Source organism: Aeromicrobium fastidiosum (genome assembly GCF_017876595.1).
In the GTDB taxonomy this organism is placed as follows: domain Bacteria; phylum Actinomycetota; class Actinomycetes; order Propionibacteriales; family Nocardioidaceae; genus Aeromicrobium; species Aeromicrobium fastidiosum.
Genome location: NZ_JAGIOG010000001.1, coordinates 453,654 through 477,626 on the forward strand (window position 1 = coordinate 453,654; position 23,973 = coordinate 477,626).

The 23,973-nt window shown below is 71.3% G+C and carries 25 protein-coding genes; 9 read left to right on the forward strand and 16 right to left on the reverse strand.

Translation table 11 applies throughout. The features are described 5' to 3' along the window. Position 1: 1 nt before the first annotated feature. Both JOF40_RS02245 and JOF40_RS02250 read right to left on the reverse strand, forming a co-directional pair. Positions 2-442, reverse strand: a complete 441-nt coding sequence (locus JOF40_RS02245) for a helix-turn-helix domain-containing protein (protein ID WP_129179712.1) — start codon at positions 440-442, stop codon at positions 2-4. Positions 443-522: 80 nt separating this feature from the next. Further along, a complete protein-coding gene (locus tag JOF40_RS02250) occupies positions 523-1,452 on the reverse strand; it encodes an asparaginase (RefSeq protein ID WP_246152694.1) in 930 nt (309 codons plus the stop codon). A 185-nt stretch (positions 1,453-1,637) separates the two neighbouring features. Here JOF40_RS02250 and JOF40_RS02255 point away from each other — a divergent pair, with 185 nt between their 5' ends. The 3 genes from JOF40_RS02255 (at position 1,638) to JOF40_RS02265 (ending at position 5,694) form a co-directional block, all read left to right on the forward strand. Next, the gene (locus tag JOF40_RS02255) at positions 1,638-2,930 is read left to right on the forward strand and encodes an endonuclease/exonuclease/phosphatase family protein (RefSeq protein ID WP_188111630.1); all 1,293 of its coding nucleotides are present in this window, start codon (positions 1,638-1,640) and stop codon (positions 2,928-2,930) included. 257 nt (positions 2,931-3,187) lie between these two features. Continuing rightward, positions 3,188-4,612 (forward strand): endonuclease/exonuclease/phosphatase family protein, encoded by a 1,425-nt coding sequence (locus JOF40_RS02260; RefSeq protein ID WP_129179718.1) that lies wholly within the window; start codon positions 3,188-3,190, stop codon positions 4,610-4,612. A 5-nt stretch (positions 4,613-4,617) separates the two neighbouring features. Then, positions 4,618-5,694: a mannose-1-phosphate guanylyltransferase gene (locus tag JOF40_RS02265; protein ID WP_209674329.1), complete on the forward strand. Its 1,077-nt coding sequence runs from the start codon at positions 4,618-4,620 to the stop codon at positions 5,692-5,694. Here JOF40_RS02265 and manA read toward each other — a convergent pair. Beyond that, positions 5,663-6,901, reverse strand: a complete 1,239-nt coding sequence (gene manA / locus JOF40_RS02270; RefSeq protein ID WP_129179720.1) for a mannose-6-phosphate isomerase, class I — start codon at positions 6,899-6,901, stop codon at positions 5,663-5,665. The genes JOF40_RS02265 and manA overlap by 32 nt on opposite strands. A 69-nt stretch (positions 6,902-6,970) precedes the next feature. After that, positions 6,971-8,818: a DEAD/DEAH box helicase gene (locus JOF40_RS02275; protein WP_129179722.1), complete on the reverse strand. Its 1,848-nt coding sequence runs from the start codon at positions 8,816-8,818 to the stop codon at positions 6,971-6,973. A gap of 198 nt (positions 8,819-9,016) precedes the next feature. On the opposite strand from JOF40_RS02275, the gene JOF40_RS02280 reads away from it, so the two are divergent. Further along, positions 9,017-10,402, forward strand: coding sequence for a tyrosine-protein kinase domain-containing protein (locus tag JOF40_RS02280; protein ID WP_188111631.1), 1,386 nt, complete (start codon positions 9,017-9,019; stop codon positions 10,400-10,402). A gap of 10 nt (positions 10,403-10,412) precedes the next feature. On the opposite strand, the gene JOF40_RS02285 is transcribed toward JOF40_RS02280, so the two are convergent. Genes JOF40_RS02285 through JOF40_RS02295 form a run of 3 tightly spaced genes read right to left on the reverse strand, consistent with a single transcriptional unit; the run spans position 10,413 to position 12,406 of the window. Then, entirely contained in the window at positions 10,413-10,958 is a 546-nt protein-coding gene (locus JOF40_RS02285) for an arsenate reductase/protein-tyrosine-phosphatase family protein (protein ID WP_188111632.1), read from the reverse strand. Between the two features lie 10 nt (positions 10,959-10,968). Further along, on the reverse strand, positions 10,969-11,910 hold the full coding sequence (gene ygfZ / locus JOF40_RS02290) for a CAF17-like 4Fe-4S cluster assembly/insertion protein YgfZ (protein ID WP_188111734.1): 942 nt from the start codon (positions 11,908-11,910) through the stop codon (positions 10,969-10,971). A 1-nt stretch (position 11,911) separates the two neighbouring features. Then, complete coding sequence (locus JOF40_RS02295; RefSeq protein WP_129179730.1) at positions 11,912-12,406, reverse strand: heme-binding beta-barrel domain-containing protein; 495 nt, start codon at positions 12,404-12,406, stop codon at positions 11,912-11,914. Positions 12,407-12,460: 54 nt separating this feature from the next. Here JOF40_RS02295 and dtd point away from each other — a divergent pair, with 54 nt between their 5' ends. Further along, a complete protein-coding gene (dtd, locus tag JOF40_RS02300) occupies positions 12,461-12,883 on the forward strand; it encodes a D-aminoacyl-tRNA deacylase (protein ID WP_129179732.1) in 423 nt (140 codons plus the stop codon). A gap of 28 nt (positions 12,884-12,911) precedes the next feature. On the opposite strand, the gene JOF40_RS02305 is transcribed toward dtd, so the two are convergent. Then, positions 12,912-14,717, reverse strand: coding sequence for a DUF4012 domain-containing protein (locus JOF40_RS02305; protein WP_129179734.1), 1,806 nt, complete (start codon positions 14,715-14,717; stop codon positions 12,912-12,914). 69 nt (positions 14,718-14,786) lie between these two features. Continuing rightward, positions 14,787-15,116, reverse strand: a complete 330-nt coding sequence (locus JOF40_RS02310; RefSeq protein WP_129179736.1) for an LPXTG cell wall anchor domain-containing protein — start codon at positions 15,114-15,116, stop codon at positions 14,787-14,789. Positions 15,117-15,331: 215 nt separating this feature from the next. On the opposite strand from JOF40_RS02310, the gene JOF40_RS02315 reads away from it, so the two are divergent. Next, a complete protein-coding gene (locus tag JOF40_RS02315) occupies positions 15,332-16,228 on the forward strand; it encodes a tyrosine-protein phosphatase (protein WP_129179738.1) in 897 nt (298 codons plus the stop codon). Positions 16,229-16,293: 65 nt separating this feature from the next. Here JOF40_RS02315 and JOF40_RS02320 read toward each other — a convergent pair whose 3' ends face one another. The 6 genes from JOF40_RS02320 to JOF40_RS02345 form a co-directional block, all read right to left on the reverse strand. Beyond that, complete coding sequence (locus JOF40_RS02320) at positions 16,294-16,590, reverse strand: DUF1416 domain-containing protein (RefSeq protein WP_129179740.1); 297 nt, start codon at positions 16,588-16,590, stop codon at positions 16,294-16,296. Beyond that, a complete protein-coding gene (locus JOF40_RS02325; protein WP_129179741.1) occupies positions 16,590-17,438 on the reverse strand; it encodes a sulfurtransferase in 849 nt (282 codons plus the stop codon). The genes JOF40_RS02320 and JOF40_RS02325 overlap by 1 nt, the downstream gene beginning before the upstream one ends. Before the next feature lie 73 nt (positions 17,439-17,511). Then, positions 17,512-17,952 (reverse strand): DUF4395 domain-containing protein, encoded by a 441-nt coding sequence (locus JOF40_RS02330; RefSeq protein ID WP_129179743.1) that lies wholly within the window; start codon positions 17,950-17,952, stop codon positions 17,512-17,514. Positions 17,953-18,212: 260 nt separating this feature from the next. Next, positions 18,213-18,650 carry a TlpA family protein disulfide reductase gene (locus JOF40_RS02335; protein ID WP_129179745.1) on the reverse strand — a complete coding sequence of 146 codons (438 nt, stop codon included), beginning with the start codon at positions 18,648-18,650 and terminating at the stop codon, positions 18,213-18,215. Between the two features lie 29 nt (positions 18,651-18,679). After that, a complete protein-coding gene (locus tag JOF40_RS02340) occupies positions 18,680-19,489 on the reverse strand; it encodes a hypothetical protein (RefSeq protein WP_129179746.1) in 810 nt (269 codons plus the stop codon). A 25-nt stretch (positions 19,490-19,514) separates the two neighbouring features. Continuing rightward, positions 19,515-19,760: a MoaD/ThiS family protein gene (locus tag JOF40_RS02345; protein ID WP_246152696.1), complete on the reverse strand. Its 246-nt coding sequence runs from the start codon at positions 19,758-19,760 to the stop codon at positions 19,515-19,517. Between the two features lie 154 nt (positions 19,761-19,914). Here JOF40_RS02345 and JOF40_RS02350 point away from each other — a divergent pair, with 154 nt between their 5' ends. Genes JOF40_RS02350 through mshD form a run of 3 tightly spaced genes read left to right on the forward strand, consistent with a single transcriptional unit; the run spans position 19,915 to position 22,913 of the window. Further along, positions 19,915-20,628 (forward strand): winged helix-turn-helix transcriptional regulator, encoded by a 714-nt coding sequence (locus tag JOF40_RS02350; protein ID WP_129179748.1) that lies wholly within the window; start codon positions 19,915-19,917, stop codon positions 20,626-20,628. Between the two features lie 12 nt (positions 20,629-20,640). Continuing rightward, positions 20,641-22,068, forward strand: a complete 1,428-nt coding sequence (locus JOF40_RS02355; RefSeq protein WP_129179750.1) for a carboxyl transferase domain-containing protein — start codon at positions 20,641-20,643, stop codon at positions 22,066-22,068. Then, a complete protein-coding gene (mshD, locus tag JOF40_RS02360) occupies positions 22,065-22,913 on the forward strand; it encodes a mycothiol synthase (RefSeq protein WP_129179752.1) in 849 nt (282 codons plus the stop codon). Before JOF40_RS02355 ends, mshD begins: the two co-directional genes overlap by 4 nt. Before the next feature lie 14 nt (positions 22,914-22,927). Here mshD and JOF40_RS02365 read toward each other — a convergent pair whose 3' ends face one another. Continuing rightward, on the reverse strand, positions 22,928-23,971 hold the full coding sequence (locus JOF40_RS02365) for an alpha/beta hydrolase (RefSeq protein WP_129179754.1): 1,044 nt from the start codon (positions 23,969-23,971) through the stop codon (positions 22,928-22,930). Positions 23,972-23,973 lie beyond the last annotated feature (2 nt).

Below are 23,973 nucleotides of genomic sequence, written 5' to 3' on the forward strand. Positions count from 1 at the left end.
CTCACTCCTTGGTGGGTGAAGTCTGCTCGGTGGGTGCACTCGGGTGGTTGGCGGCCGTCACGGTCGTGGCGAGCTCGTTGTCGGTGGCCTCGTCGCTGCCGACGAAGGAGCGGTAGATGTCGAGCATCGCGCTCTTCTGACGCTCCGTGAGCCGCGGATCGAGGGCGATGGCGTCCTCGACCATGCGGGCTCCGTGCTCGTCGGCATCGAGGATGCCGGCGCGGACGTAGAGCGACTCGGCCGAGATCCTGAGTGCTTTCGCGATCTGCTGCAGGACTTCTGCCGACGGCCGGCGCAGCCCACGCTCGATCTGGCTGAGGTAGGGGTTGGAGACGTCCGTCAGCTCCGAGAGCTGACGTAGCGACATCTGCGCCAGGCCGCGCTGCTCACGCAGGTAGTCGCCGAGTCCTTCGACGGTCCTGTGCATGCTCAGCTTGGCCATGCCTCCATCGTGCTTGCAAAAGCAAGCAAGTGCAAGCAGAACTGTTTGCGAGATGGGTCACAGCACCACATCCGTGCAGGTCAGAAGGTTGTGCGCACCTCTCCGACCTGCTTGCCGCCACCCAGCACGGAGGGCCGTTCATGCAGGATCGGCGCGTCGAGACCGGCCAGCTCGAGCATCCGGGCCATGACCGCGTGGAGCGGCCGCTCGGCACCGTCCTCGATCTTGAGGGCGAAGGCCGAGCCGTCGGGGAGCCCCACGACGTAGACGCTCTCGGCACCCGACTTGGCGACCAGCCCGGGGAACGCCAGCATCAGGTCTCGCTCGGTGCGGCCCGTGCCGCTGACGTACTCGGGATGCTCGCGCATGGCCCCGACCAGCCGGGCGCCCGGCGATCCGGCCGGTTCGCGGACGATGCGACCGATCGCCCGGGCCAGCTGCTGCAGCGGGGTGGCCAGCAGAGGGGCGCCGCACCCGTCCGTGCCCACCGCCGCGGGGGGCCCGTCGGTGAGATCGGTGAACGTCGCGGTGACGGCCTGCTGCAGGGGGTGGTCGACCTCGAGGTACGTGCCGGTGTCCCACCCGTTGACGACGCACGTCAGCAGCATCGCCGCGTGCTTGCCCGAGCAGTCCATGCAGATGGGCTCGCGCCCGCCGCCCGCGCGCAGGTGATCGGCGTGCACATGGGGGTCGAGGGGGTACGACGGCGGCGTCTGGAGGGCCGACTCGTCGAGCTCGGCCAGTGCGAGGATCTCGCGCACGGCCTCGAGGTGGAACGGCTCCCCCGAGTGGCTGGCCGACGCCAGCGCGAGCAGGCGTCCGTCCAGCGGCAGCCCCGCGCGCAGCATCGCGAGCGCCTGGATCGGCTTGTTGGCCGACCGCGGGAAGATCACGGTCGCGGGATCGCCCAGCGACCACACCACCTCGCCGTCGGAGTCGACCCGCACCGCGACACCTCGATGACGGCTCTCGACGAGCCCTGAACGCACGACCTCGGCCAATGTCTCCACGGCCCCGAGCCTACGCGGCACCCGGCGCGGGCTTCTCGTCCTGCCATTCTTCGCCTACCCTGTGTGGATTGGTCCTCTCGGGCCGCTCGACTGTCCCTTCCCCTACGACCGAGGCGTCCCGCCAGCGCTGCAGGCATGGCCGCGTCGCGACAATCAGCCGACACCAATTCACCTAAGGTTCACCCATGCGCAGATCCTTCGCCGCCATCCTGGTCGGCTTCCTCGTCGTCGCCGGGCTCCAGGCCCAGCCCGCCTCCGCCGCCACCAAGAAGCCCAGCAAGGTCGGGCTCGTGTCGTTCGTCAAGGCCGACTACGACCGCAAGAGCAACCGCACGAGCCTGTCGCTGGACTGGCCCGACGCCCGCAACGCCAAGAAGTACGAGATCTTCGTGTCGCGCTACTCGTCGATGAAGAAGGCCAAGCGCTACCAGCAGAAGTCGAGCAAGACCACGATCCGCAAGCTCGTCCGCGGCAAGGACTACTACTTCCAGGTGCGCGGAGTCAACGGCCGCAAGCACGGCTCCAAGTCGTCGGTGGTCGCCCGCACGACGATCCTGCGCCCCGGCCCGTCGACCAACCTCATGCCCCTGCGCCTCATGACCTACAACGTGTGCAGCAGGGTCTGCGACGACAACGGATACCCGTGGTTCGGCCGCCAGCCGGGCGTCTGGGACCGTGCCGCCACGTCGGGTGCCGACATCATCGCGACGCAGGAGGCCGACAACCTCGACGCCGTGCCCGGCTACACCCTCGCGGTGAGCTTCAGCGCCAAGAAGCTCTGGTACAACGCCGGCCGCTTCGCCCTGGCCGACGCTCCCGCGCCGGTCGTCGCGCCGACACCGACACCCACCCCGACGTCACCCACACCGACACCCACCCCGACGCCGACGGCCCCCGTCGACCCGGCCACGGGATGCCGCATGACGTCCGACCTCTCCCAGCCCAAGGGCCAGATCTGGCTGGGCCGTCACGGCGGCGGCTGCCGCTACGCCGTGTGGGCCGAGCTCGTCGAGCGCGCGACCGGCCGCAGCATCATGATGGTCGACGTCCACACGGTCAGCGGCTTCACGAAGGCCGCGAACGACTACCGGCGCACCGAGATCAACACGATGCTGGCCGCGATCCAGACGGCCAACTCCGAGGGACGCCCCGTCGTCTACGCGGGCGACTTCAACTCGCACAAGCAGACCCGGCCCAGCGACTCCCCCCGTCCGGTCATGAACCGCCAGAAGTTCTACGACGCCTACGACCAGGCCCGCCGCGTCTCCGGCCAGCACATCAACAGCTACAACGGCTTCAAGAGCACCCCCGTGATCGGCACCAAGTGGGGCGACCACATCGACAAGGTGTGGATCGACCCGTGGAAGGTGCGCGTCGACGGCTGGTACAACCACGCGCTGATCGGCGCCAACGGCAAGATGGTCCAGCCGATCCCGTCCGACCACAGCCCGGTCATCGTCGACCTGCGCATCGGCTGACCCGGCGGGGTCATCACGGGCTCCGGCTCGTGGTGACCCCGTAGAATTCGCCTGACCTGTCCGCACGCCTCTGGAGCAGTCCCGTCGCCACCCGCAGAAGAATCGCGCCAGCACGTCGGCGCGCGACGACCCAGGGCACGCGACCCCCGGCTGCCCGACGTCGCGTCGGCGGTCGTCGCCGCACCCCTGACCGCCGACGGCTGCTCGTCGTCGGTCTGAGCCTCGCCCTGGTCGCGGTGCTCGTGGGCGGGCTGTCGATGACCTATGCCAAGCAGGATCGGCTTCAGGCCCCCACGCGGGTCGCCGCGACGCCGCTCTCGCCGACGAGCGTCGAGCTCGATTGGTCCGGTGCTGGCGACGTCGACTCCTACGTGGTCAAGGTGGGCGCCGACCGCGCCCTGACCCAGCCCGTCAGCACCCGGGTGCCCGCCACGGGCACCAAGGTGACGATCGACGACCTCGCCGCCTCGACTCCCGGCGTCGACCACTTCTACCGGGTCGACGCCGTGCGCGAGGGCGAGGTCCGCTCGTCGCGCACCGGACGCTTCGTGCTCAAGCCGGGCAACGTCGCCGACCTCGCCGTGACGGCCGTCAGCGCCAACGGCTACCGGGCCGACTGGGCGGACGTGCCCAACGCCCGCCAGTTCGACGTGGCCATCGCCCGCGACAAGGGGTTCACGAAGGACGCCAGCGCGGCGCGCACCGTGGGTTCGGCCAGCGAGTTCGTGCAGAAGGGCCTCAAGCCCGACACCAAGTACTGGATCCGCGTCCGACCCGTCAACGGCGACCAGGTCGGTGCCTTCACCGCGCCGGTCGCGCTGCGCACCAGCGTCCGCGAGGCCTCGTTCAAGATCGCCACCTGGAACGTGTGCTCCGAGAAGTGCAAGGGCTACGCCGGACGCGCCCGCATCATGGCCGACTTCCTCACCGCCAACGAGGTCGACATCTTCGGCCTGCAGGAGGCCGGCGGGGTCCGCGTCGGAGCGGTCACCAAGTCGATCTTCAGCGGTGGCCCGCGCGGCTTCGTCGTCGCCGAGGGCGGGGCCAAGGCGCGCTACATCTTCTTCCGCCCCGACGTGTTCGAGCAGGAGAGCGGTGGCAACTTCGACGTCGGCGACGGCCGTGACGCGACGTGGGCCAAGTTCCGCGTCAGGGCCACCGACCGCATCTTCTACTACGTCGACGTGCACCTCGACAACGGCAAGAGCAAGGACGCCAACGCACGCCGCGCCCGCGAGATGGGCCGCCTGCTGTCGCAGATGGCGTTGATCAACGACACCGACAAGCCCATGATCTACGCCGGCGACTTCAACTCCGGCCTGCACCGCGATGCCGACGCCCCCGGCGACCGCATGCGCGGCGCGGGGCTGCGCAACACCGAGCTGCTGACCAAGAACGTCGAGAACGCCCGCATCAACACCGGACACACGTTCAGCACCGAGGTGCTCTCCTCGGGTGCGCACATCGACCACATCTGGGTCACCCCCGACTTCGAGGTCGACTCCTGGAAGCAGCTCGTGCGCATCACCGGTGGGCGCTACACGACCCCCGTCGTGTCCGACCACAACGCGGTCAGCGCCGTCGTGGCGCTCGACGCGCCGCGCAAGTCGATCGGCGAGGCGACCCCGACGGTCGAGGTGCCCGCAGACCCACCAGCGACCGCCCCGCCTGCCCTAGACTGACCGCCGTGTCGCACCCTCTCGAGTCGTTCCACGCCGTCATTCCGGCCGGCGGTGCCGGCACCAGGCTCTGGCCGCTGTCGCGGGCCTCGCGCCCCAAGTTCCTGCTCGACCTCGACGGCTCCGGCCGGTCGCTGATCCAGCAGACGTGGGACCGTCTCCACGACCTGATCCCCGCCGACCGCATCCACGTCGTCACGGGGCGCGCCCACGCCCAGGCGATCCGCGAGCAGCTGCCCGATCTCACGGGGCTCATCGTCGAGCCGTCGCCGCGCGACTCGATGCCGGCGATCGGTCTCGCGGCAGCCGTGATCGGCGCGCAGCACCCCGGCGCGATCATCGGCTCGTTCGCCGCCGACCACGTCATCGACGACCAGGTCTCGTTCGCCGAGGCGATCGGGCAGGCCGTCGCCGTCGCCCGCACGGGGCTCGTCACGACGATTGGCATCACGCCCACCGAGGCATCGACGGCGTTCGGCTACATCGAGTCGGGCGAACGGCTCGGCGTCGAGGGCGCCGGATCAGCACGGGCCATCCGCTCGTTCGTCGAGAAGCCCGATGCCGCCACCGCCGCCGACTACGTCGCGTCCGGCTCGTACAGCTGGAACGGCGGGATGTTCGTGACCCGCACCGACGTGCTGCTCGGCCACCTCGAACGACTCCAGCCGGGGCTCCACGCCGGACTCATGACGATCGCCTCTGCCTGGACCGGTGGCGATCGTCAGGCCGTCCTCGACTCGACGTGGCCAGCCCTGACCAAGATCGCGATCGACCACGCCGTCGCGGAGCCCGTCTCGCTCGAGGGCGGCATGGCGGTCGTCCCGGGCGAGTTCACGTGGGACGACGTGGGCGACTTCGCCGCACTGCAGGACATCGGTGCCGCATCGTCACCCGAGACGATCTGGGTCGACGCCGGCGGGCTGGCGATCGCCGAGGACGGCACGACGATCGCGGTGGTCGGCCTCGACGACGTCGTCGTGGTGCGCACCTCCGACGCGCTGCTCGTCGTCGCCCGTGACAGCGCCCAGAGCGTCAAGGACGTCGTGGCCGAGCTCAAGCGTCGAGGTCGCGACGACCTCGTCTGAGCTGCCGCACGTCGAACGGCACCACGAGGTCGACCAGCTCGCCCACGGGCAGGTCGGCGTCGGGCGTGTAGGCCTGGGCGACCTCGCCGGTGCCGAACACCCGCACATCGCCGTCGTCGGGCCCCGCGTACACCGAGTCGCCGCGCCCCAGCAGGAGGCGCTGGTCGGCGCCGTTGACGAGCTCGACCTCGCCGCCCGTGCAGACCACGATGCGGTGCGCGGCCGGGGGCAGCAGCGTGCCGTGGGGCTCGGCCTTGGAGCACTGGCTGACCGCCAGCGCGAACTCGTCGACCTCGGGGTTGAAGATGTCGGTCGAGAAACCGAACGGCTCGGGCGTGACCCGAGCCAGCCGTGACATGCCCTCCTCGAGGCACTGCACGAGCCCCGTGGGATTGAGCGCCTTGCTGGTCAGCCCGGCGCGCAGGACGTTGTCGGAGGCGGCCATGATCTCGAGGCACATGCCCTTGAGGTGGGCATGGATGATGCCGGCCCCCAGGAACGCCGCCTCGCCCGGCTGCAGCGTCAGGCGGTTGAGCGTCAGGGAGATGACGACCCCCACGTCGGACGGATGGTGGTCGGCGATCTCGACGGCCGTCACGTAGGCCCGCTTGACGTCCACTCCCGCATCGACGAGCTCACGGCACGCCGCGACGACGGTGGCGACGTCGGCGGCATCGACCCCCTGCGTCAGCAGCCGCTCGACGAGCCGCACGATGCCGCGGAAGCCGGGCTCGGCGTGCAGCTCGTCGGCGAGGCTGCGCGTGAGCGGCGTGTCGATGCCGTGCAGGACACGCAGGATCTCGGCGGTCGGACGAAAGCCCACGAGCGTGTCGAACGTCGTGAGCGCATAGGCCATCTCGGGCTTGTGCGAGGCGTCCCGGAAGGTGCGATGCGGAGCGTCGAGCGGCACACCGGCCGCCTCCTCGGCGTCGAAGCCCGCACGCGCGATCGAGGCGTTGGGGTGCACCTGCAGCGACAGCGGCCGGTCGGCAGCCAGGATCTTGAACATGAACGGCAGGTCACCGGCGACCTCCGACAGCGGGACGACCGCCCCCGTGGGGTCGACGACCGTCGACTGGCCCAGGGGGTGCGTGCCCATCCAGACCTCGGCCAGGCGTCCGCCGTCGGGACGCTGACCCAGGAAGCGCGGGATGTCGGAGGCAGAGCCCCAGTCGTACGCACGTGACGCGTTGTCGAGCAGGAACATCAAGCACCTCTGGGCCGGGGAGTGTCGGACGACATCAGTGTAGGGAGTCGGTCGACCCGCGACCGTCCCCTACTTGTGACGGGGCTTGCGCTCCGGCTTCTCCCACGTCTCGTCGGAGGAAGGACGCCTGACGGCCGGCTTCTTGTCGGGTGCCTTGGAGGGGTACGCCCGGTTCTCGTGGCTCTTCTTGTACGGCTTGCGGTCCTCGCGCGTGCGACGGATCGGCGGGCCGGAGTCGCGCTCGAGGTTGATGAGCCGGCCCGAGATGCGGGTGTTGGCCAGCGCCTCGAAGACCGCGTCGGGCAGGTCGGCCGGAAGCTCGACGAGGGTGTGGTCCTGGCCGATCGTGATCTTGCCGAAGTCGGACCGCTTGAGGCTGCCCTCGTTGGCCAGCGCGCCGACGATCGCCGAGGGGCCGACCTTGTGCCGCTTGCCGACCGCGACGCGGTAGACCGCGGCACCCTCGGCGGGCAGACGGTCGCTGCGACCGTAGCCGGCCGGCTTGCGCCCCGGGCCGTCGTCACCGTCGTCGCGACGGGGTGAACGTTCGCGCGGCGCGGCCTTGGGCGGGTCAGGCCGCAGGAAGAACTCCTTGTCGGTCTGGCTCATGACGGCCAGCGCGGCGGCGACGTCGGTCATCGAGACGTCGTTCTCGCTCGCGTACTCCTCGACCAGCGACCGGAACGCGTGGAACGTCGGCGACCCCATGCTGGACGTGATGGCCTGCGCGAAGCGTCCGGCGCGGCGCTCGTTGACCTCCTCGGCCGACGGCACCGACATCTCCTCGACGGGACGCCCCGACACCTTCTCGATCGCGGACAGCATGCGGCGCTCGCGCGGCGTGACGAACAAGATCGCCTCGCCCGTGCGCCCGGCGCGGCCCGTGCGGCCGATGCGGTGCACGTAGGCCTCGGTGTCGTGCGGGATGTCGTAGTTGACGACGTGCGTGATGCGCTCGACGTCGAGCCCTCGGGCGGCGACGTCGGTCGCGACGATCACGTCGATCTGGCCCGACTTGAGCTGGGCGACGGTGCGCTCGCGCTGCGCCTGCACCAGGTCGCCGTTGAGAGCTGCTGCCGTGTACCCGCGGGTGCGCAGCTTCTCGGCGATCTCCTCGGTGGCCGACTTGGTGCGGACGAACACGATCATGCCGTCGCCGGTCTCGACCTCGAGCAGACGCGTCAGGGCGTCGAGCTTGTGGTGGTGCGAGACCTGGATCCAGCGCTGGCGGACCGTCGTGGTCGACGTCGTCGCCTTGGGCGTCGCGATGTCGACGGGATCGTGCAGGTACTTCTTGGCCAGCCCGCGGATGGTCTTGGGCATCGTGGCCGAGAACAGCGCGACCTGCTTGTACTCGGGGGTGTCGGCGAGGATGCGCTCGACGTCCTCGGCGAAGCCCATGTTGAGCATCTCGTCGGCCTCGTCGAGCACCAGGAACTCCAGCGCCGTCAGGTCGAGGCTGCCGCGCTCGAGGTGGTCGATGACGCGACCGGGCGTGCCGACGACGATGTGTGCGCCGCGCTGCAGGCCCTGCAGCTGGAAGCCGTAGCCCTGGCCGCCGTAGACGGGCAGCACGCGGATGCCGGGCAGGTTGATCGCGTAGGTCGTGATGGCCTCGCAGACCTGCAGAGCGAGCTCACGGGTCGGCGCGAGCACGATGGCCTGCGTCTTGGAGTTCTTGGGGTCGATCTTCTGCAGGATCGGCAGCGCGAACGCAGCGGTCTTGCCGGTACCGGTCTGCGCGAGGCCGACGACGTCCTTGCCCTCGAGCAGGGTCGGGATCGCCCGCGCCTGGATGGGCGTCGGGGTCTCGTAGCCGAGCGACGAGAGACGGTCGACGAGGACGTCGAGCAGACCGAGGTCGGCGAACGTCGGGGTCGAGTCGGGCAGCGTCTCGGAAGAGATGTCAGTGGTCATGGATGCTCCTGTTGGGATGACGCGGGACCGGATCGGCCGGGACCGGTGCAACCTCACAGTCGACAGGCAGTACACGCGCAGGACCAACGGTATCGGTCCTGACCTCGATCGGTGAAACCCGTGACCCCGCGGACGCGGACGGAGACCCGGCCGGGGGCCGGTAGCCTGTGGTCCCTCGACACCCGAAAGGATCGTGGCGTGAGCCAAACCCGTCGTGCCTCCCCCGTCCTGAGCCGCTGGCCGTCGATCGTCGTCCTCACGCTGCTCGGCGTCGGCGCCGCCGCGCTCGTGCTGTCGCTCGTGACGCCGCGCTACGCGGCCCACGCGGACGTCCTGGTGTCCCCGCCCGAGGCGCAGAGCACGTCGGCCCCCGCGGAGCGCACCGTCGCGTCCTACGCGGAGGTGCTGGGCGGACGCACCACGGCCGCCGACGTCGTCGACGCGCTGGCGCTCGACCGCAGCGTCCGATCGGTCGACGGCGACCTCTCGGCAGCGGTCGTCGACGGCACCGCCGTGTTGCGCGTCACGGCCACCAGCACCGACGCCGACGAGTCCGCCCGCATCAGCCAGGCGGCGGCCGACGCCTTCGTCACGTGGGTCAAGCAGCAGAAGACGACGCTCACGGCATCCGTCGTCAGCACCGCGGTGCCGCCCACGACGCCTGCCAGCCCCGCCCGCCCGCTGTGGCTCGTCCTGGGCGGCCTCCTCGGCCTGCTGGTGGGCGTCACTGCAGCGGTCCTGCGCCAGCGGGCCGACCACAGCATCCGCTCCCCCGCCGAGCTCGAGGAGGTCGCCGGGGCACCCGTGCTCGGTGCCATCGCCTACGACAAGGCGGCGACCGACACGCCACTCATCACCTCGCTCGGCACGCACCACCCCCGGTTCGAGGCAGTCCGGATCCTGCGCACCAACCTGCAGTTCGTCGACATCGACCACGACCACAAGGTCATCACCGTGACGAGCGCGGTCCCGGGCGAGGGCAAGTCGACGACGGCCTGCAACCTGGCGATCGCCCTGGCCCAGACGGGCGTGCGCGTGGCGCTCGTCGAGGGCGACCTGCGGCGTCCCCGCGTCGCGGAGTACCTCTCCCTCGAGCGCTCGGTCGGGCTCACCACGGTGCTCGTCGGCCGGGTCGCGCTCGAGGCAGGCCTGCAGCAGGCCAGCACCCCGGGACTCGACGTCCTGACGAGCGGCGCGCTGCCGCCCAACCCGTCCGAGATCCTGCAGACGTCGGTCATGAGCGCGGTCGTCGCCGACCTGCGCGAGGCCTACGACATCGTGCTGATCGACGCCCCTCCGCTGCTGCCCGTCACCGACGCCTCACTGCTGGCGTCGATCTCCGACGGTGCGCTGCTCGTGGTGCGCCACGGCGACACCGGACGCGAGGCCGTCGCCAGCGCCGTCGGACGCCTGGAGGCCGTCGGGGCCCGGGTGCTCGGCACGGTGCTGACGATGGCACCGGTCAAGGAGCTCGCCCGCACGGGCTACGGATACGGCTACGGGTACGGCCCCGAGTTCTTCTCCCGCGCCACGGGTGAGCCGAAGGCCCGCGGTGGGGCACGGCGCACCCGCCGGACGGAGTAGGGGCCGCGGTCTACCGGGCAGCCGGCACGAGGGCGTTGAGCCGGGTGGCGATCGTCGCGACGGCCGCGTCGATCTGGTCGGCCGTCGCCCGGTGCACGTCGGGACCCCGGCGGTAGGGGTCGGCGACATCGGCGTCGGCCGGTGCGAGGCTGCGCCGCTGGGCCGCCTGGGCGACCAGCGCGGCGGGATCGGCACCGTCGACCAGCTCGGTCAGCGCCGCGAACTCGACCAGCGTGAAGCTGCGGCGCAGGGCCTGCGGGTTCATCGACAGCACGGCCGAGCGGTGCTCACGGGTGGCCGTCAGGATCAGATCGGCCGAGTCGACGAGGTAGGAGTCGATCGCGTGCGACCGGAACGACTCCGAGGAGTGTCCCAGTCGCGCGAGCTCGAGCGAGGCCATCGAGTCCATGGGCTTGCGGTCCCAGCCCCGCACCCCGGCGCTGGCGACCTCGAACCGCGCGTCGTCGAGCCGTGCTCGCAGCAGGATCTCGATCATCGGCGACCGGCAGATGTTGGCGGTGCAGACCGCCAGCACCGCGAACCGGTGCCCGCTCACGGTCGCGCCGTCACGACAGCACCGGACGCACGTGCAGCCCGGCCTCGGGGTCGACCAGGACCTCCTGCGTCGCGGCGACGCCATCGGCGAGCAGCGTCGCGTCGACCGGGACGTTGCGCTTGACGGTCGCGAGTGCGATGGGTCCCAGCTCGTGGTGGCGCGCCGCCGTGCCGACGACGCCGACGGCCTTGCCGTCGAGCACGACCTCGGCCCCGTGCGGCGGGAGGTGGTCGACGGAGCCGTCGAGGTGCAGCATGACGAGACGGCGGGGCGGACGTCCGAGCGTGTGCACGCGCGCGACGGTCTCCTGGCCGCGGTAGCAGCCCTTGTCGAGGTGCACCGCGACGCCCAGCAGCCCTGCCTCGTTGGGGATCGAGCGCTCGTCGGTGTCGAGGCCCACCCGCACGTGGCCCGCCTCGATGCGCAGCGCCTCCCAGGCCCACAGGCCGACGGGGTCGCCGAGCTCGGCCGGGAGACCCGCGAGCGTCTCGCGCGGCACGATGCGCCACGTGAGCCCCGGCAGTCCGATGACCGCGAAGGCATCGGTGACGTCGGCGACCTCGACCCGGGTGAAGAACTTCATCCGGTCGAGGAAGGTCACGAGCGGAGCGCCCGCACCCTGCTCGGTGTGCGCCCAGAACGTCTCGCCGTCGTCGACTCCCGAGAACCCGTGCTCGATGCGGCCCTGCGGCGACAGCAGCAGCACCTCGGTGGGCACGCCGGGGGCCAGGCCCTCGAGGTGCTGGGTCGTCAGGGAGTGCAGCCACGTCAGCCGGTCGGGTCCGGAGATCGTGACGACGTCGCGGTGCGACAGGTCGACGAAGGTCGACCCGGCGACGAGGCTGCGCTGCTCGGACGAGATCGCCCCGTAGTGCGCGGCGACGTCGCCGTCGGGGGCGTCGCCCGGCACGGCACCCGGCAGGTCGAGCAACGGGCTGCGGCGCGCGGACACGTCAGACACGCTGCAGCCGTCCCCACAGGTGCGACTGCATCTCCTGGCCCTCGGCGGCCATGTCGTGGGCGTACATCAGGTCGCCCTCGACGAGGCCGTACATGCGCTGGCCGGCGGTGTACTCCTTGGCCGACGACGTGCGGGCCACGAGATCGGTCGCCAGCGTGACGCGGGGCCCGTCGACCTCGCCGTACCAGACCTCGGCGTAGCCGGTCGGGTGCGCCAGGACCAGCTCGAGCTGCTTGTCGCCCGCGGGTCGCAGGAAGCCCGTCTCGAGGGCACCGGGGCGCACGCGCTCGCCGGCCTCGTCGGTGATCCACGTGCGGCTGAAGTAGTGCAGGAACGGCCGGGTGTCGTGGGCGAACACGACGTCCTGCTCGTACGTGAACGGATCGATCGTCGGGTAGTCGCCCTGACCGTTGCCGTGCCACGAGCCGAGCAGCCACACGACCGGCATGAGGTCGGGGTGGAGGTCGGACGGGATCTCGAACGGCATACCCCCGATTCTACGGGTTCGGGCCAGTCTCCCGACCCCCGCTAGCGTTGCCCCATGAGAGCCGTCGTGCAGAGGGTCACGCAAGCGCACGTCGACGTGGACGGCCGCACCGTCGGTCGCATCGGCACGGGTCTGGTGGTGCTGCTCGGCGTGACGCACCACGACACGCTCGACACCGCCACGCGGCTGGCCGCCAAGGTGCACGGGCTGCGCATCCTGCGGGACGAGCAGTCGGTCGCCGAGACGGGTGCCGGCATCCTCGTCGTCAGCCAGTTCACGCTCTACGGCGACGCGCGCAAGGGCCGCCGCCCGACGTGGACCGCCGCGGCCCCGGGGGCCGTGGCCGAGCCGCTCTACGACGCGTTCTGCGGGGCGCTGCGCGCCTTGGGCGCGACGGTCGAGGAGGGGGTCTTCGGGGCCGACATGACCGTGAGCATGACCAACGACGGCCCGACGACGCTGCTGCTCGACCTCTGAGGCCGGCGTCCGGCGTGCGGCCGGCAGGTCAGCGACAGGCCGACGGGACGGCGACGTCGTTGCGGATCGTCTGCACCCCCGGGGTCGTGCTGAGCACCGGGTCGCCCTCCTGCCCCGGGCCACTGACCATCGTCGCGGTCAGTCGCCGGCGCTGACCGGGGTCGAGCGTGAAGGGCACCGACGTCTCGGCACGACCGTCCAGCGAGGCCGTCGTGACGACCTGGGGCTTGCCGTCGAGCCGGATGTCGGTGAACCGTCCCCCGGACGGGGCGTAGAGCCAGGCCAGCAGACGCATCTGGCTGAGGGGGACGTCGGCGTCGATGCTCGAGACGCCGCGCGGCAGGCTTCGCGGCGCGTTCGACACGACGTCGGCGGTCACCGTGATGAGCTGGCGGCCGTCGGCGAGACAGCGGCGTGACGTCGCGAGCGTCGTGAAGTCGAAGTAGTACTCCATCTTGCTCGCGGTGGTGTCGCCGAAGTAGACACCCACGTGGGGCGTGCGATCGTCGCCCCGCGGGAACGCCCCCGAGACGCCCGTCCGTGCGATCGCGGCCTGCTCGCCCGGGTGCCGCGACCACAGCATCAGCCGGTTCTCGTCGGCGGCCCGCACCAGCCCGCCGATGACGGTGCGGGTCTGCCCGTCGCCGGACGTGACGACGTCGAAGATCGAGCGCGCCGCGCTCTCGTAGAAGTCGTCCTGGGCGAGGAGGTCGGTCGACGTGAGGTAGACCCGGTTGAGCAGCTGCTCGACCGCAGTGCCCTGGTCGAGCGTGGCTCCGCTCTCGAGCGTGACCGGTCCGGTGCCGGCCAGGAGATAGCTCATCGCGACGGGATCGACCGACAGCACGCCGTCGACGTCGACGCCGAGGCCGTCCTTGGCCATGGTGCGGGCGATCTCCCCCGACCGTGGGAAGTCGGGGGTCACGTTGACGTCGCGCAGGTCGCGCACGAGCTGGTCGGTGAAGACCGACGTCTCGTCCTTCGTCATGGGCAGCACGGGGTCGTCGAACTGCTTCAGGTCGAGGTTCGAGCCCTGCTCCCCCATCGTGAGCCGGCCGTTCTTCGCGGTGATGACGGCGTAGGAGCCGACGATGCCGCCCGTCGCCCGCACCTCGGCGTTGTTCTGGATGACCAGCAGGTAGCGCCGCGTGCCGCTGCCGCCCAGCATCGTCGGCATGAGCCGTGCCGCGACGTCGCTCGACGCAGCCGCCTCCTGGGCCCGGACGACCTGGTCCTTGATCGTGCCCACGGGTCGGCGCAGCGGCGCGAGCAGATCGGTCGGGTCGATCCCGGCCAGATCGGCGCGTGCCTTGGTCAGTGCCGCGTCGGCAGCGGCGACAGCCGGGGCGATCGCCTCGACGTTGGCCAGGTCGACCGTGCCGTCCCGCGGGCTGAACGCGTCGAGATCGACCCGGGCCGACACCTCCACGACGGGTGGCAGCGCCTCGCGGGCGACCAGGTCGAGCGCTGCCGAGACGGTGCGGACCGCCTCGACGTTGTCGCCGACGACCGGCAGCAGCGATCCGATCGACCACAGCACGCCGTCGGTGCGCGACTCGGCGGACGCCGTCGAGGCACGCAGCTCGTCGAGCGTCCGCCGGGCCGCGGCGTCGCCCGTGATGACCTGCTCCTGCAGGAGGGTCGACTGCTGGGCGGCACGGCGCAGGTCGGAGGTCGTGCGCAGTGCCTGGTAGGTGAACACCAGCAGGCCGAGCGCCAGCACCGCCGCGACGCCCATGACGACGACGCGCCGCGTGCCCTGCCGGCGGTACCAGCGCCTGATCCGGCGTCGGGTGCGACGTGCCCGGGTGCGGACCCGGTCGAGGAGCTCCATCACCGATTCCCTCCCGGTCGCCGAGCGCGGTCGGTCACGCGCGCACGGCGAATGTGTCGACCGGTGGGATCAGTAGGCGTTCTGACGGCGGGACGAGTAGACGACTCCTCCACCGACGACCAGCAGTGCGCCGCCGATCAGCAGGACGTAGATGCTCGCGCCGCCCGTTCCGGGCAGGACGCCGTTGGCGTCTGGGGCCAGCGCCCTGTCGTTGTCCGGCGCAGTGTCGTCGGGTGCCGCGCTGTCGTCGGGCGAGAGCGCGTCGTTGTCGGGCGCGATCGACGCGGTCGGGGACGGCGTGGCGACGGGGTACGGATCGGCGGCCTGCGCGAGCGAGCCCGTGATCAGCAGGAGCACGCCGGTCAGCAGCGCCACGGCGGCGAGACGAATGGTGGTCATAGCGATACTCCGAGCTCACGGTCATGAGGGGTTGTGCGTGCGCTGGGCACACACAGACAACGACGCGCCGGGGCGGACGTTATGCCCGACCTCACGCGTCGCGGACCGTTCATCCGGTGTTCGGTCGATCGCCCACGAGCGGCGCTAGCTTGCGGTAGTCGTCCACGGCCCATCGGCCTCTTCCCGCCGGACGACCCGATCTGACAAGGACCCTCATGACCACCCGTCACCGCCACGCGTCCACGCCGCTCGTCGCATCCGCCCTCGCCCTGATGGCGGCACTCGGCACCATCGGCCTGTCGTCGACCAGCGCCAGCGCCGCCGACTCCTCATCCCTCCAGCCCGCATTCGCCGCCACGGACCACCCCGTCACCGACGTGCCGGGCCTGGTCAACGCTCGTGAGCTGGGCTCCTTCGTCACCGCAGACGGCCGGTCCGTTGCCAGCTCGAAGCTGATCCGCTCGGAGTCGCTCGACAAGATCACCCCTGCGGGTGCCTCGACACTCGCGAAGAAGTACCACGTCGAGCTCGTCATCGACCTTCGCACGCCGGCGCAGATCGCGGCCAAGCCGGACGTGCCGGTGCCCGGCGCGAAGGTGGTCAACGTGTCCGTGCTCGGCGCGGATGCCGACTACAGCGACGACACCGTCATGTATCACGACCTGGCCGACAAGGGCTACGTCAGTGCTTCGACCCCCGGTCCGACGATCAAGGCCTATGCGAAGGTCCTCCACCTGCTCGCGAAGCAGCGTCACGGCACCGTGCTGATCCACTGCTCGCACGGCATGGACCGCACCGGCACGGTCGTCGACCTGCTCGATCACGTCCTCGGCGTCTCCCGCTCCGACACGCTCCACGACTACCTGCTCTCCAACACCCAGCTGGGCGTCACGTGGGCCACGCCCGAGCTCTTGCAGGGCACCTTCGAGACCGACGTCGCGAACACGTACGCCGGCCTGGACTCGTACATCAGCAAGACCCTGAAGGTCTCTCACCACGACCTGGCCGAGCTCCGCACGACGTACCTCGTGGCCAAGGCGGCACCGGGTGACCCCTGCCACCATGGCAAGGGCAAGGGCCACGGGGCCGGTCCTGCAGGCCACGCGATCTGATCGCACCACGACGAAGGCCCGCCCGGACGAGCCGGGCGGGCCTCTCACGTGGTGCGGGGGGCAGGTCAGACGGCGACCGCGACCTCCGCGACGACGCCCTTGGCGGCCGTCACCGTGTTGTCGACCGACACCGCGCGGGGTGCCAGCGTGCGCAGCGTCCACTCGCCGGGACCGGCGAAGAAGCGGAACTGGCCCGTGGCCGAGGTCGGGACCTCGGCGGTGAACTCGCCCGTCCGGTCGAGCAGACGCACGTAGGCGTTGCCGACCGGCTCGCCGTCACGCGTCACGACGCCCTGGATGACGGCTTCGTTCTTGACGTCGACGCCCTCGAGCGAGGGGCCGCCCTTGACCGCGCCGCACATCAGGCAGCACCCGGCTCGTCGCCCAGGGCGACCGGCACGCCACGCAGCGAGCCGTACTCGGTCCAGGAGCCGTCGTAGTTCTTGACGTTGTCGTGGCCGAGGATCTCCTTGAGCACGAACCACGTGTGCGAGCTGCGCTCGCCGATGCGGCAGTAGGCGATGGTGTCCTTGGAGTCGTCGAGCCCGGCGTCGGCGTAGAGCGCCTTGAGCTCGTCGTCGCTCTTGAAGGTGCCGTCGTCGTTCGCGGCCTTGCTCCACGGCACGTTGCCGGCCGTCGGGATGTGTCCACCGATCTGGGCCTGCTCCTGCGGCAGGTGCGCGGGGGCCAGCAGGCGTCCGGCGAACTCGTCGGGGCTGCGGACGTCGATCAGGTTCTTGGTGCCGATCGCGTCGATGACCTCGTCGCGGTAGGCGCGGATCGAGGTGTCGGCGTCCTTGGCGGTGTAGGTCGTGGCGGCGCGCTCGGGCACGTCCTTGCTGAGCTCGCGGGCGTCGAGCTCCCACTTCTTGCGGCCGCCGTCGAGCAGACGCAGGTTCTCGTGGCCGTAGTACGCGAGGTACCAGTAGGCGTAGGCCGCGAACCAGTTGTTGTTGCCGCCGTAGAAGACCAGCGTGTCGTCGTTGGCGATGCCCTTCGACGAGAGCAGCTCCTCGAGCTTCTCCTTGCTGACGAAGTCGTGGCGCACGCCGTCCTGGAGGTCCTTCTTCCAGTCGATCTTGATCGCGCCGGGGATGTGACCGGTGTCGTAGGCGCTGGCGTCCTCGTCGACCTCGACGAGGACGATCTTCGGGTCGTTCAGGTGCTCTTCGACCCAGTCTGCGCTGACGAGCGCTGATTCGCGGCTCATGGATTACCTCCGTTGTGCCCGGGTGGGCGTTGGTTGTCGTGTCGGGTGACGTGGTGGATGTGGGGTGAGGGGGTCAGGCGCCGGCCGGGGAGAGCCGGCGCACGGCCAGGTACAGCTCGCAGCCGAGGCACAGGCCCACGACGGCGTTGAGCAGGGCCGCCACGAGCGCGAACGCCGTGGCGACGAGGGCGATGGTCGTGGACCCGGCGAGCAGGGCCACGAGCGCGACGGTCGTGAAGGCGAGCCCGACCAGCTGGGCGAACCGGGGCGGACGGGCGTCCTCGAGCGCGGCCGGCGGCGCGAGCCGTGGGCGGACCACCTTGGCGTAGACGAGCGCCCACGGCGATGCCGTCAGCCCCACGAACGACGCGATCGCGAAGACCGCCACCTGAACCGCCAGCAGCGCGGTGCGGACCGGCTCGGAGGGGACCACCAGCACGAGTGCGAGGACGACGGCCGTGATGCCGGCGACGACCCGCAGACCGCGCGGGTCGACCTGGGTGGGCTGGGACATGATGCTCCTGGGCTGGGACGGACGGCACGGCTGGCCTGCCGCGAGAACGGCAGGGGCGTGCGGGCTGACGGAGGGTACGGGTCAGCGCATGCGACACAGCGACGAGCGCGTGCGGCAGTTGTCCACTGCACGGCGGCGCGTCAGGTGTGTCGTCCGGAACATGACTCCAGAGTAGGGACACCCGGCGTGTCATCCACCGTGCGATCTCACCATGTGGATGCTCGTCCCACTATGTGGCGGGGCTGCTGGAACGGCAGCAGTTATTTCTCGACGTCGGCGGCCCGCGCGAGGGCCGCCATGACCTGATCGCGGCGCGGGAGGCCCGAGGCACGGGTCGTGACGGTGCCCGCCGCGTCGAGCACCAGCACGGTCGGCGTGCGCCGGACGTCGAGGTCGCGGACGAGCTGCAGGTGCGACTCGGCGTCGATCTCGACCGTCTCGACGCCCGGCACGGTCGCCGCGATGTCGGCGAGCAGCACCCGCGTGGCCCGGCAGGGGCTGCAGAAGGCGCTCGAGAACTGCACCAGGGTCGCCCGGTCGCCCAGCGACGCACCGATCTGGTCGGGCGTGAGCCGCTCCCGGTCGTCCGTCACGGCCGGCGCAGCGACGGTCGAGAACCTGCCGTTCTTCCAGCGCAAGGCCGCGGCGATCACGATCGTCGCGAGCAGCGCGGCGGCAAGGACGAGGAGACCGGTCACACGACCAGCCTACGACCGTCCGCGAGGCGCTATCGCAGCAGCGGCACGGTCACGAGCTGGCCGCCGATGTAGACGACGGGAGCGGCGAAGGCCACCGACATCGCCCCCGGGAATCCCCAGCGCGCAGCCGGCTGGAGGCTGTTGCCGGCCATGACCCGTCCGACGACCTGCCCCAGCACCGCGAAGAGGGCCGTGCCAGCGCCGACCACGACCCCGAAGTAGACCGTCATGCTCGACTCGACGGTCGCCGCGACGGCGGCACCCCCGGCCGCGCCGGCTGCCGTGGCCAAGCTGAAGCAGATCCACCGGTCGATCGGCAGCATCCAGACCACGAGCCCCGCCGCGAGCCCCGCCGCCCCGACCGCGACGGCCTGGGCGTCGCCCAGCGACTGGGCGGCTCCCAGCCAGCCGGCCGCGAACGCCGCGACGACCGACAGCGTCACGGCGTAGCCGACCGACGACACGAGCTGACCCCGACCGTCCTTGCGGAGCATCTGGGCCACCAGCGCGACGAACACCGCCACCATGACGGCGGGGAGCACCCCCGCGAACATGCCGGTGTCGGTCACGTCGACGACGTCGGGCGAGGTGCCGTCGGCGCCCTCCAGCAGCGCGGGCTCCAGCGTCAGCACCGTCGCGACCACGCCCGCGACCAGGACCGGGACGAAGCGGGGCGACCCGATGACCTCGCCCGACGCGGACGTCAGCGGCGGCGACACCGCGACGAGCACCTGCACCAGGACGACGGCGGCGGCGACCACGACCGGATCGGCGTAGGCCGCGAGCGTCAGGACCCCCGCGAGAGCGAGGGCCAGCAGCGTGGATCCGAGTCGTGACACCCCACGCATGATGCCAGTCGCCGGCTCAGCCGCCGGCGAACGGTGGCAGGAACTCGACGTTGACGCCCGCGGGCAGCCGCACGTCCGCCGGGTCCTTGGCACCCACCGGGGTCTCGCCGACCAGGACCGAGCAGAACTCGATGACGTCGTCGAACCGGTCGCGATGACCGTGGCGGCGGTGGATCTCGGTCAGCAGCTCGGCGAGGGTCACGGCCGAGACGTGCTCCTCCGCGATACCTGCGGCAGCCCGGGCCGCGGCCCAGTAGTGCACTGTGACGTCGTTCTCATTCGCGTCACCTCGTGGCAATTGATCCGACACATGTCGTATTCTTGACCATGCAACGAGGCCACGGTGACTCACCATGGCCTCTTCGCACATCTGCACACTGTGCCCGGCACGAATCGCAGCACCGGAGGTAGCGACGATGTCCCACCTGCTCCTGCTCACCAAGAGCACCCAGTCCTCGGTCGAGGTGCTGCCGGCCCTCGCGCTGCTGCCGCACCACGTCAAGATCCTGCCCGCCGAGGCCAGCGCCCTGCTCGACGCTCCCCCGTGCGACGCCGTCCTCGTCGACGGACGTCACGACCTCGCGCAGGTGCGCAGCCTGACCCGGGTCATCCGCACGACGGGCGTCGAGTGCCCGCTGATCCTGATCCTCACCGAGGGCGGCCTCGCGGTAGCGGCGTCCGACTGGGGCATGGACGACGTCATCCTCACGACAGCCGGTCCCGCCGAGCTCGAGGCCCGGTTGCGCCTCGGCATCGGCCGCATCGCGGCATCGCTCGACACCGACAACGAGAGCCACGTCATCTCCTCGAGCGGTCTCGTCGTCGACGACGCGACCTACACCGCGAAGCTCGAGAACCGCACGCTCGACCTGACGTTCAAGGAGTTCGAGCTGCTCAAGTTCCTCGCGCAGCACCCCGGCCGGGTCTTCACCCGCCAGCAGCTGCTGCAGGAGGTGTGGGGCTACGACTACTTCGGCGGCACCCGCACCGTCGACGTCCACGTGCGCCGGCTGCGCGCCAAGCTCGGCACCGACAACGAGACGCTGATCGGCACGGTTCGCAACGTCGGCTACCGCTTCGTCGCGACCAAGTCCGAGCCCGCTCGCGAGACCGCCGACATCGACGGCTGACAGACTGGGCCCATGGCCCACCTGACAGCGCACGGTCTGCTCGACCTCGTCCTCGACGACGGCTCGTTCGAGTCGTGGGACGAACCGGTCGACCACTCGGGCCTCGACGCCGGCTACCGCCAGGAGCTCGCTGCCGCGGCCGAGAGGGCCGGCACCGACGAGTCGGTGCTGACCGGTCGCGGCCTGATGCGCGGACGTCCGGTGGCCGTCGTGGTCAACGAGTTCCGCTTTCTGGCCGGCTCGATCGGCCAGGCCGCCGCGGCCCGCATCGTGTCGGCCGTGCGACGGGCGACTGCCGAGGGCATCCCCGTCCTGGCCACCACGGCGTCCGGCGGCACCCGCATGCAGGAGGGCACGCCGGCGTTCGTCCAGATGGTCGACATCACGCGCGCGATCATGGACCACCGTGCGGCTGGTCTGCCGTACCTGATCTACCTGCGTCACCCCACGACCGGCGGGGTCTTCGCCTCGTGGGGCTCGCTCGCACACGTCACGGTCGCCGAGCCCGGCGCGCTGATCGGCTTCCTCGGGCCCAAGGTCTACGAGCTGCTCGAGGGCAAGCCCTTCCCTCCGGGCGTCCAGACCGCCGAGAACCTCGCCGACCGCGGCATCATCGACGCCGTCGTGCTGCCCGACGAGCTGCCGCTCATGATCGACCGCGCCCTCGGCCTGCTCGTCGACCCGCCCACGGCGAGCACCCGCGACCGGCGCGCGGGCGCGACGGGGCGACCACTACGCACGGCATGGGAGTCGATCCAGATCACGCGGGGGCCGCAGCGGGCCGGGGTGCGAGAGGTGCTGCGCTACGGCAGCGACGCGACCGTCCGCCTGCAGGGCACCGAGAAGGGCGAGCGCGACTCCGCGATGATCGTGGCCCTCGCCCGCATCGACGGCCAGCCGTGCGTCGTGATCGGCCAGGACCGCACGACCCAGACCCGACTCAAGCCCATGGGCCCCGCGGCGCTGCGCGAGGCCCGGCGCGGCATGCGCCTGGCCAACGAGCTCGGCCTGCCGCTGGTCTCGTTCATCGACACCCCCGGTGCCGAGCTGTCGCCCCGCGCCGAGGAGGGGGCCGTCGCCGGCGAGATCGCCCGGTGCATCAGCTGGATGTCGACCATGAAGGTGCCCACCGTGTCCGTCCTGCTGGGTCAGGGGTGCGGCGGCGGGGCGCTGGCCCTGCTGCCCGCCGACGTCGTCATCGCCGCCGAGAACGCCTGGCTGTCGCCCCTGCCGCCCGAGGGCGCGAGCGCGATCGTGCACGGTGACCTCGACCACGCCGCCGAGATGGCCGGGGCGCAGCGCGTCGGTGCCCTCGACCTGCACGCCAACGGCACGGTGCACCACGTCGTGCCCGAACCTCCCGGCGACACCGCCGAGGCCTTCGCGCGGGCCGTCGCCGCCGAGGTCGCGGCCCAGCTCGTGGGGCTGAGGTCGCGATGAGCATCGTGCAGCTGGCCGAGCGCGCACGCCTCGCCGACGGCGTCGCGCCCCTCAACGAGGCCAGCCTGCTGGCGCTGCGCGACCGGGCACGCGCCCGGGTCGTCGTGCACCAGACGCAGCCCGACGGCACGGTCGTCGCGGCCGCCTACGCGGTCGGCGACGCCCCCGTCGAGATCGTCGTCGACCCCGCCCACCGGCGAACCGGCATCGGGCGCCGCCTGCTCGACGAGCTGCTGGCCGACGGCGAGCACCACTTCTGGGCGCACGGCGACCTGTCGGCGGCGCAGGCCCTCGCGGCGTCGGCCGGCCTGACGGCCGAACGCACACTGCTGGTGCTGCGCCTGACGTTCGACGGTGCCCCCGAGCCCGAGCGGGTCCCCGACGGCATCGCCCTGCGGACGTACACGCCCGCCGACGCCGACGCGGTCGTCGCGGTCAACGGTCGGGCCTTCGCCCACCACCCCGAGCAGGGGGCGATGGACCGGGCCGATCTCGACCGACGCATGTCGTCCGACTGGTTCGATCCGGCCGGCCTGTTCATCGCCGAGCGGGACGGGCGGGTCGTCGGGTTCCACTGGACCAAGGTCGAGGACTCCGTCGGCGAGGTCTACGTCGTCGGCATCGACCCCGACGCCCAGGGCGTGGGCCTCGGCACGGCGTTGACGGCCCGCGGCCTGCGGCACCTGTTCGACCGGGGGCTCGACGTCGTCGACCTCTACGTCGAGGGCGACAACGGCGCGGCGCTCACGGTCTACCGCCGGCTCGGCTTCGTCGACCACGCCCGTGACACCCTCTACGTCGCGCCGCCCCCACCCGAGGATCCCCACACCCACGACCACCCCTGACGCCGAGGCGTGGGTCAGGAGAGGCCGCGCTGAAGGGCCGCGGCGGCGCGGCGGACGGCCCTGGGTGCCGTGCGGCCCATCGCGACCATGTTGATGAAGCCGTGGATCAGGCCGTCCTCGGTGACGTGCTCGACGCGCACGCCAGCGGCCTTGAGCTTGTCGGCGTAGGCATTGCCCTCGTCGAGCAGCGGGTCGAAGCCGGCCGTCACGACGTACGCCGGGGCGACACCCGTGACGTCCCCGTATAGCGGGGACAGCCGCGGGTCCGACCTGTCCTCGCCGCCGACGAGGTAGTTCTCCTCGGCGAGATCCATGAACGCCTTGGTCAGGAAGAAGCCGTCGGCGTAGGTCGTGCGGCTCGGTGCCGTCTCGAGGAAGTCGGTCGCGGGGTAGATCAGCAGCTGGAAGGCCGGCGACGGCCCACCCGCCTGCACCGTCTGCTGGGCGACGATCGCGGCGAGGTTGCCCCCGGCGCTGTCACCGCCGACGGCGATGCGCGCCGGATCGATGCCAAGGCCCTGGGCGTGCTCGGCGATCCAGTGCCAGGCGGCCATGACGTCGTCGACCGCCGCCGGGAAGGGCGCCTCGGGCGCGAGCCGGTAGTCGACCGCGACGACCCGCACCTGGGCCTCCTCGGCCAGGAACCGGCACGTCGCGTCATGGCTCTCGAGGTCGCCGTAGATCCAGCCGCCGCCGTGGAAGAACAGCAGCGCCGGTGAGCGTCCCGACAGGCCCCGCGGCGTGTAGAACCGCAGGCGCAGCGGTCCGCCCGGGCCGTCGATCGTCCGGTCGGTCACGGCACCGATCGGCTGACGCCCGCCGGCCAGCACCGACGACGAGACGATGATGCGACGGCCGCGGCTGATGGAGACCGACTCGGCTGCCGGGCCCTCGAGGTGCTGCAGCTTCAGCAGCAGCTGCATCTCGGGGTCGAGCGTGCGACCGTTGACGACGACCGGGGCACCCGCGAGCCGGGTCAGCACCGGCCTCGGCAGCTGCATGATCGAGCGTGCGGTGGCACCGCGGACGGCACCGATCAGCTGGGGCACGAGAGACATGC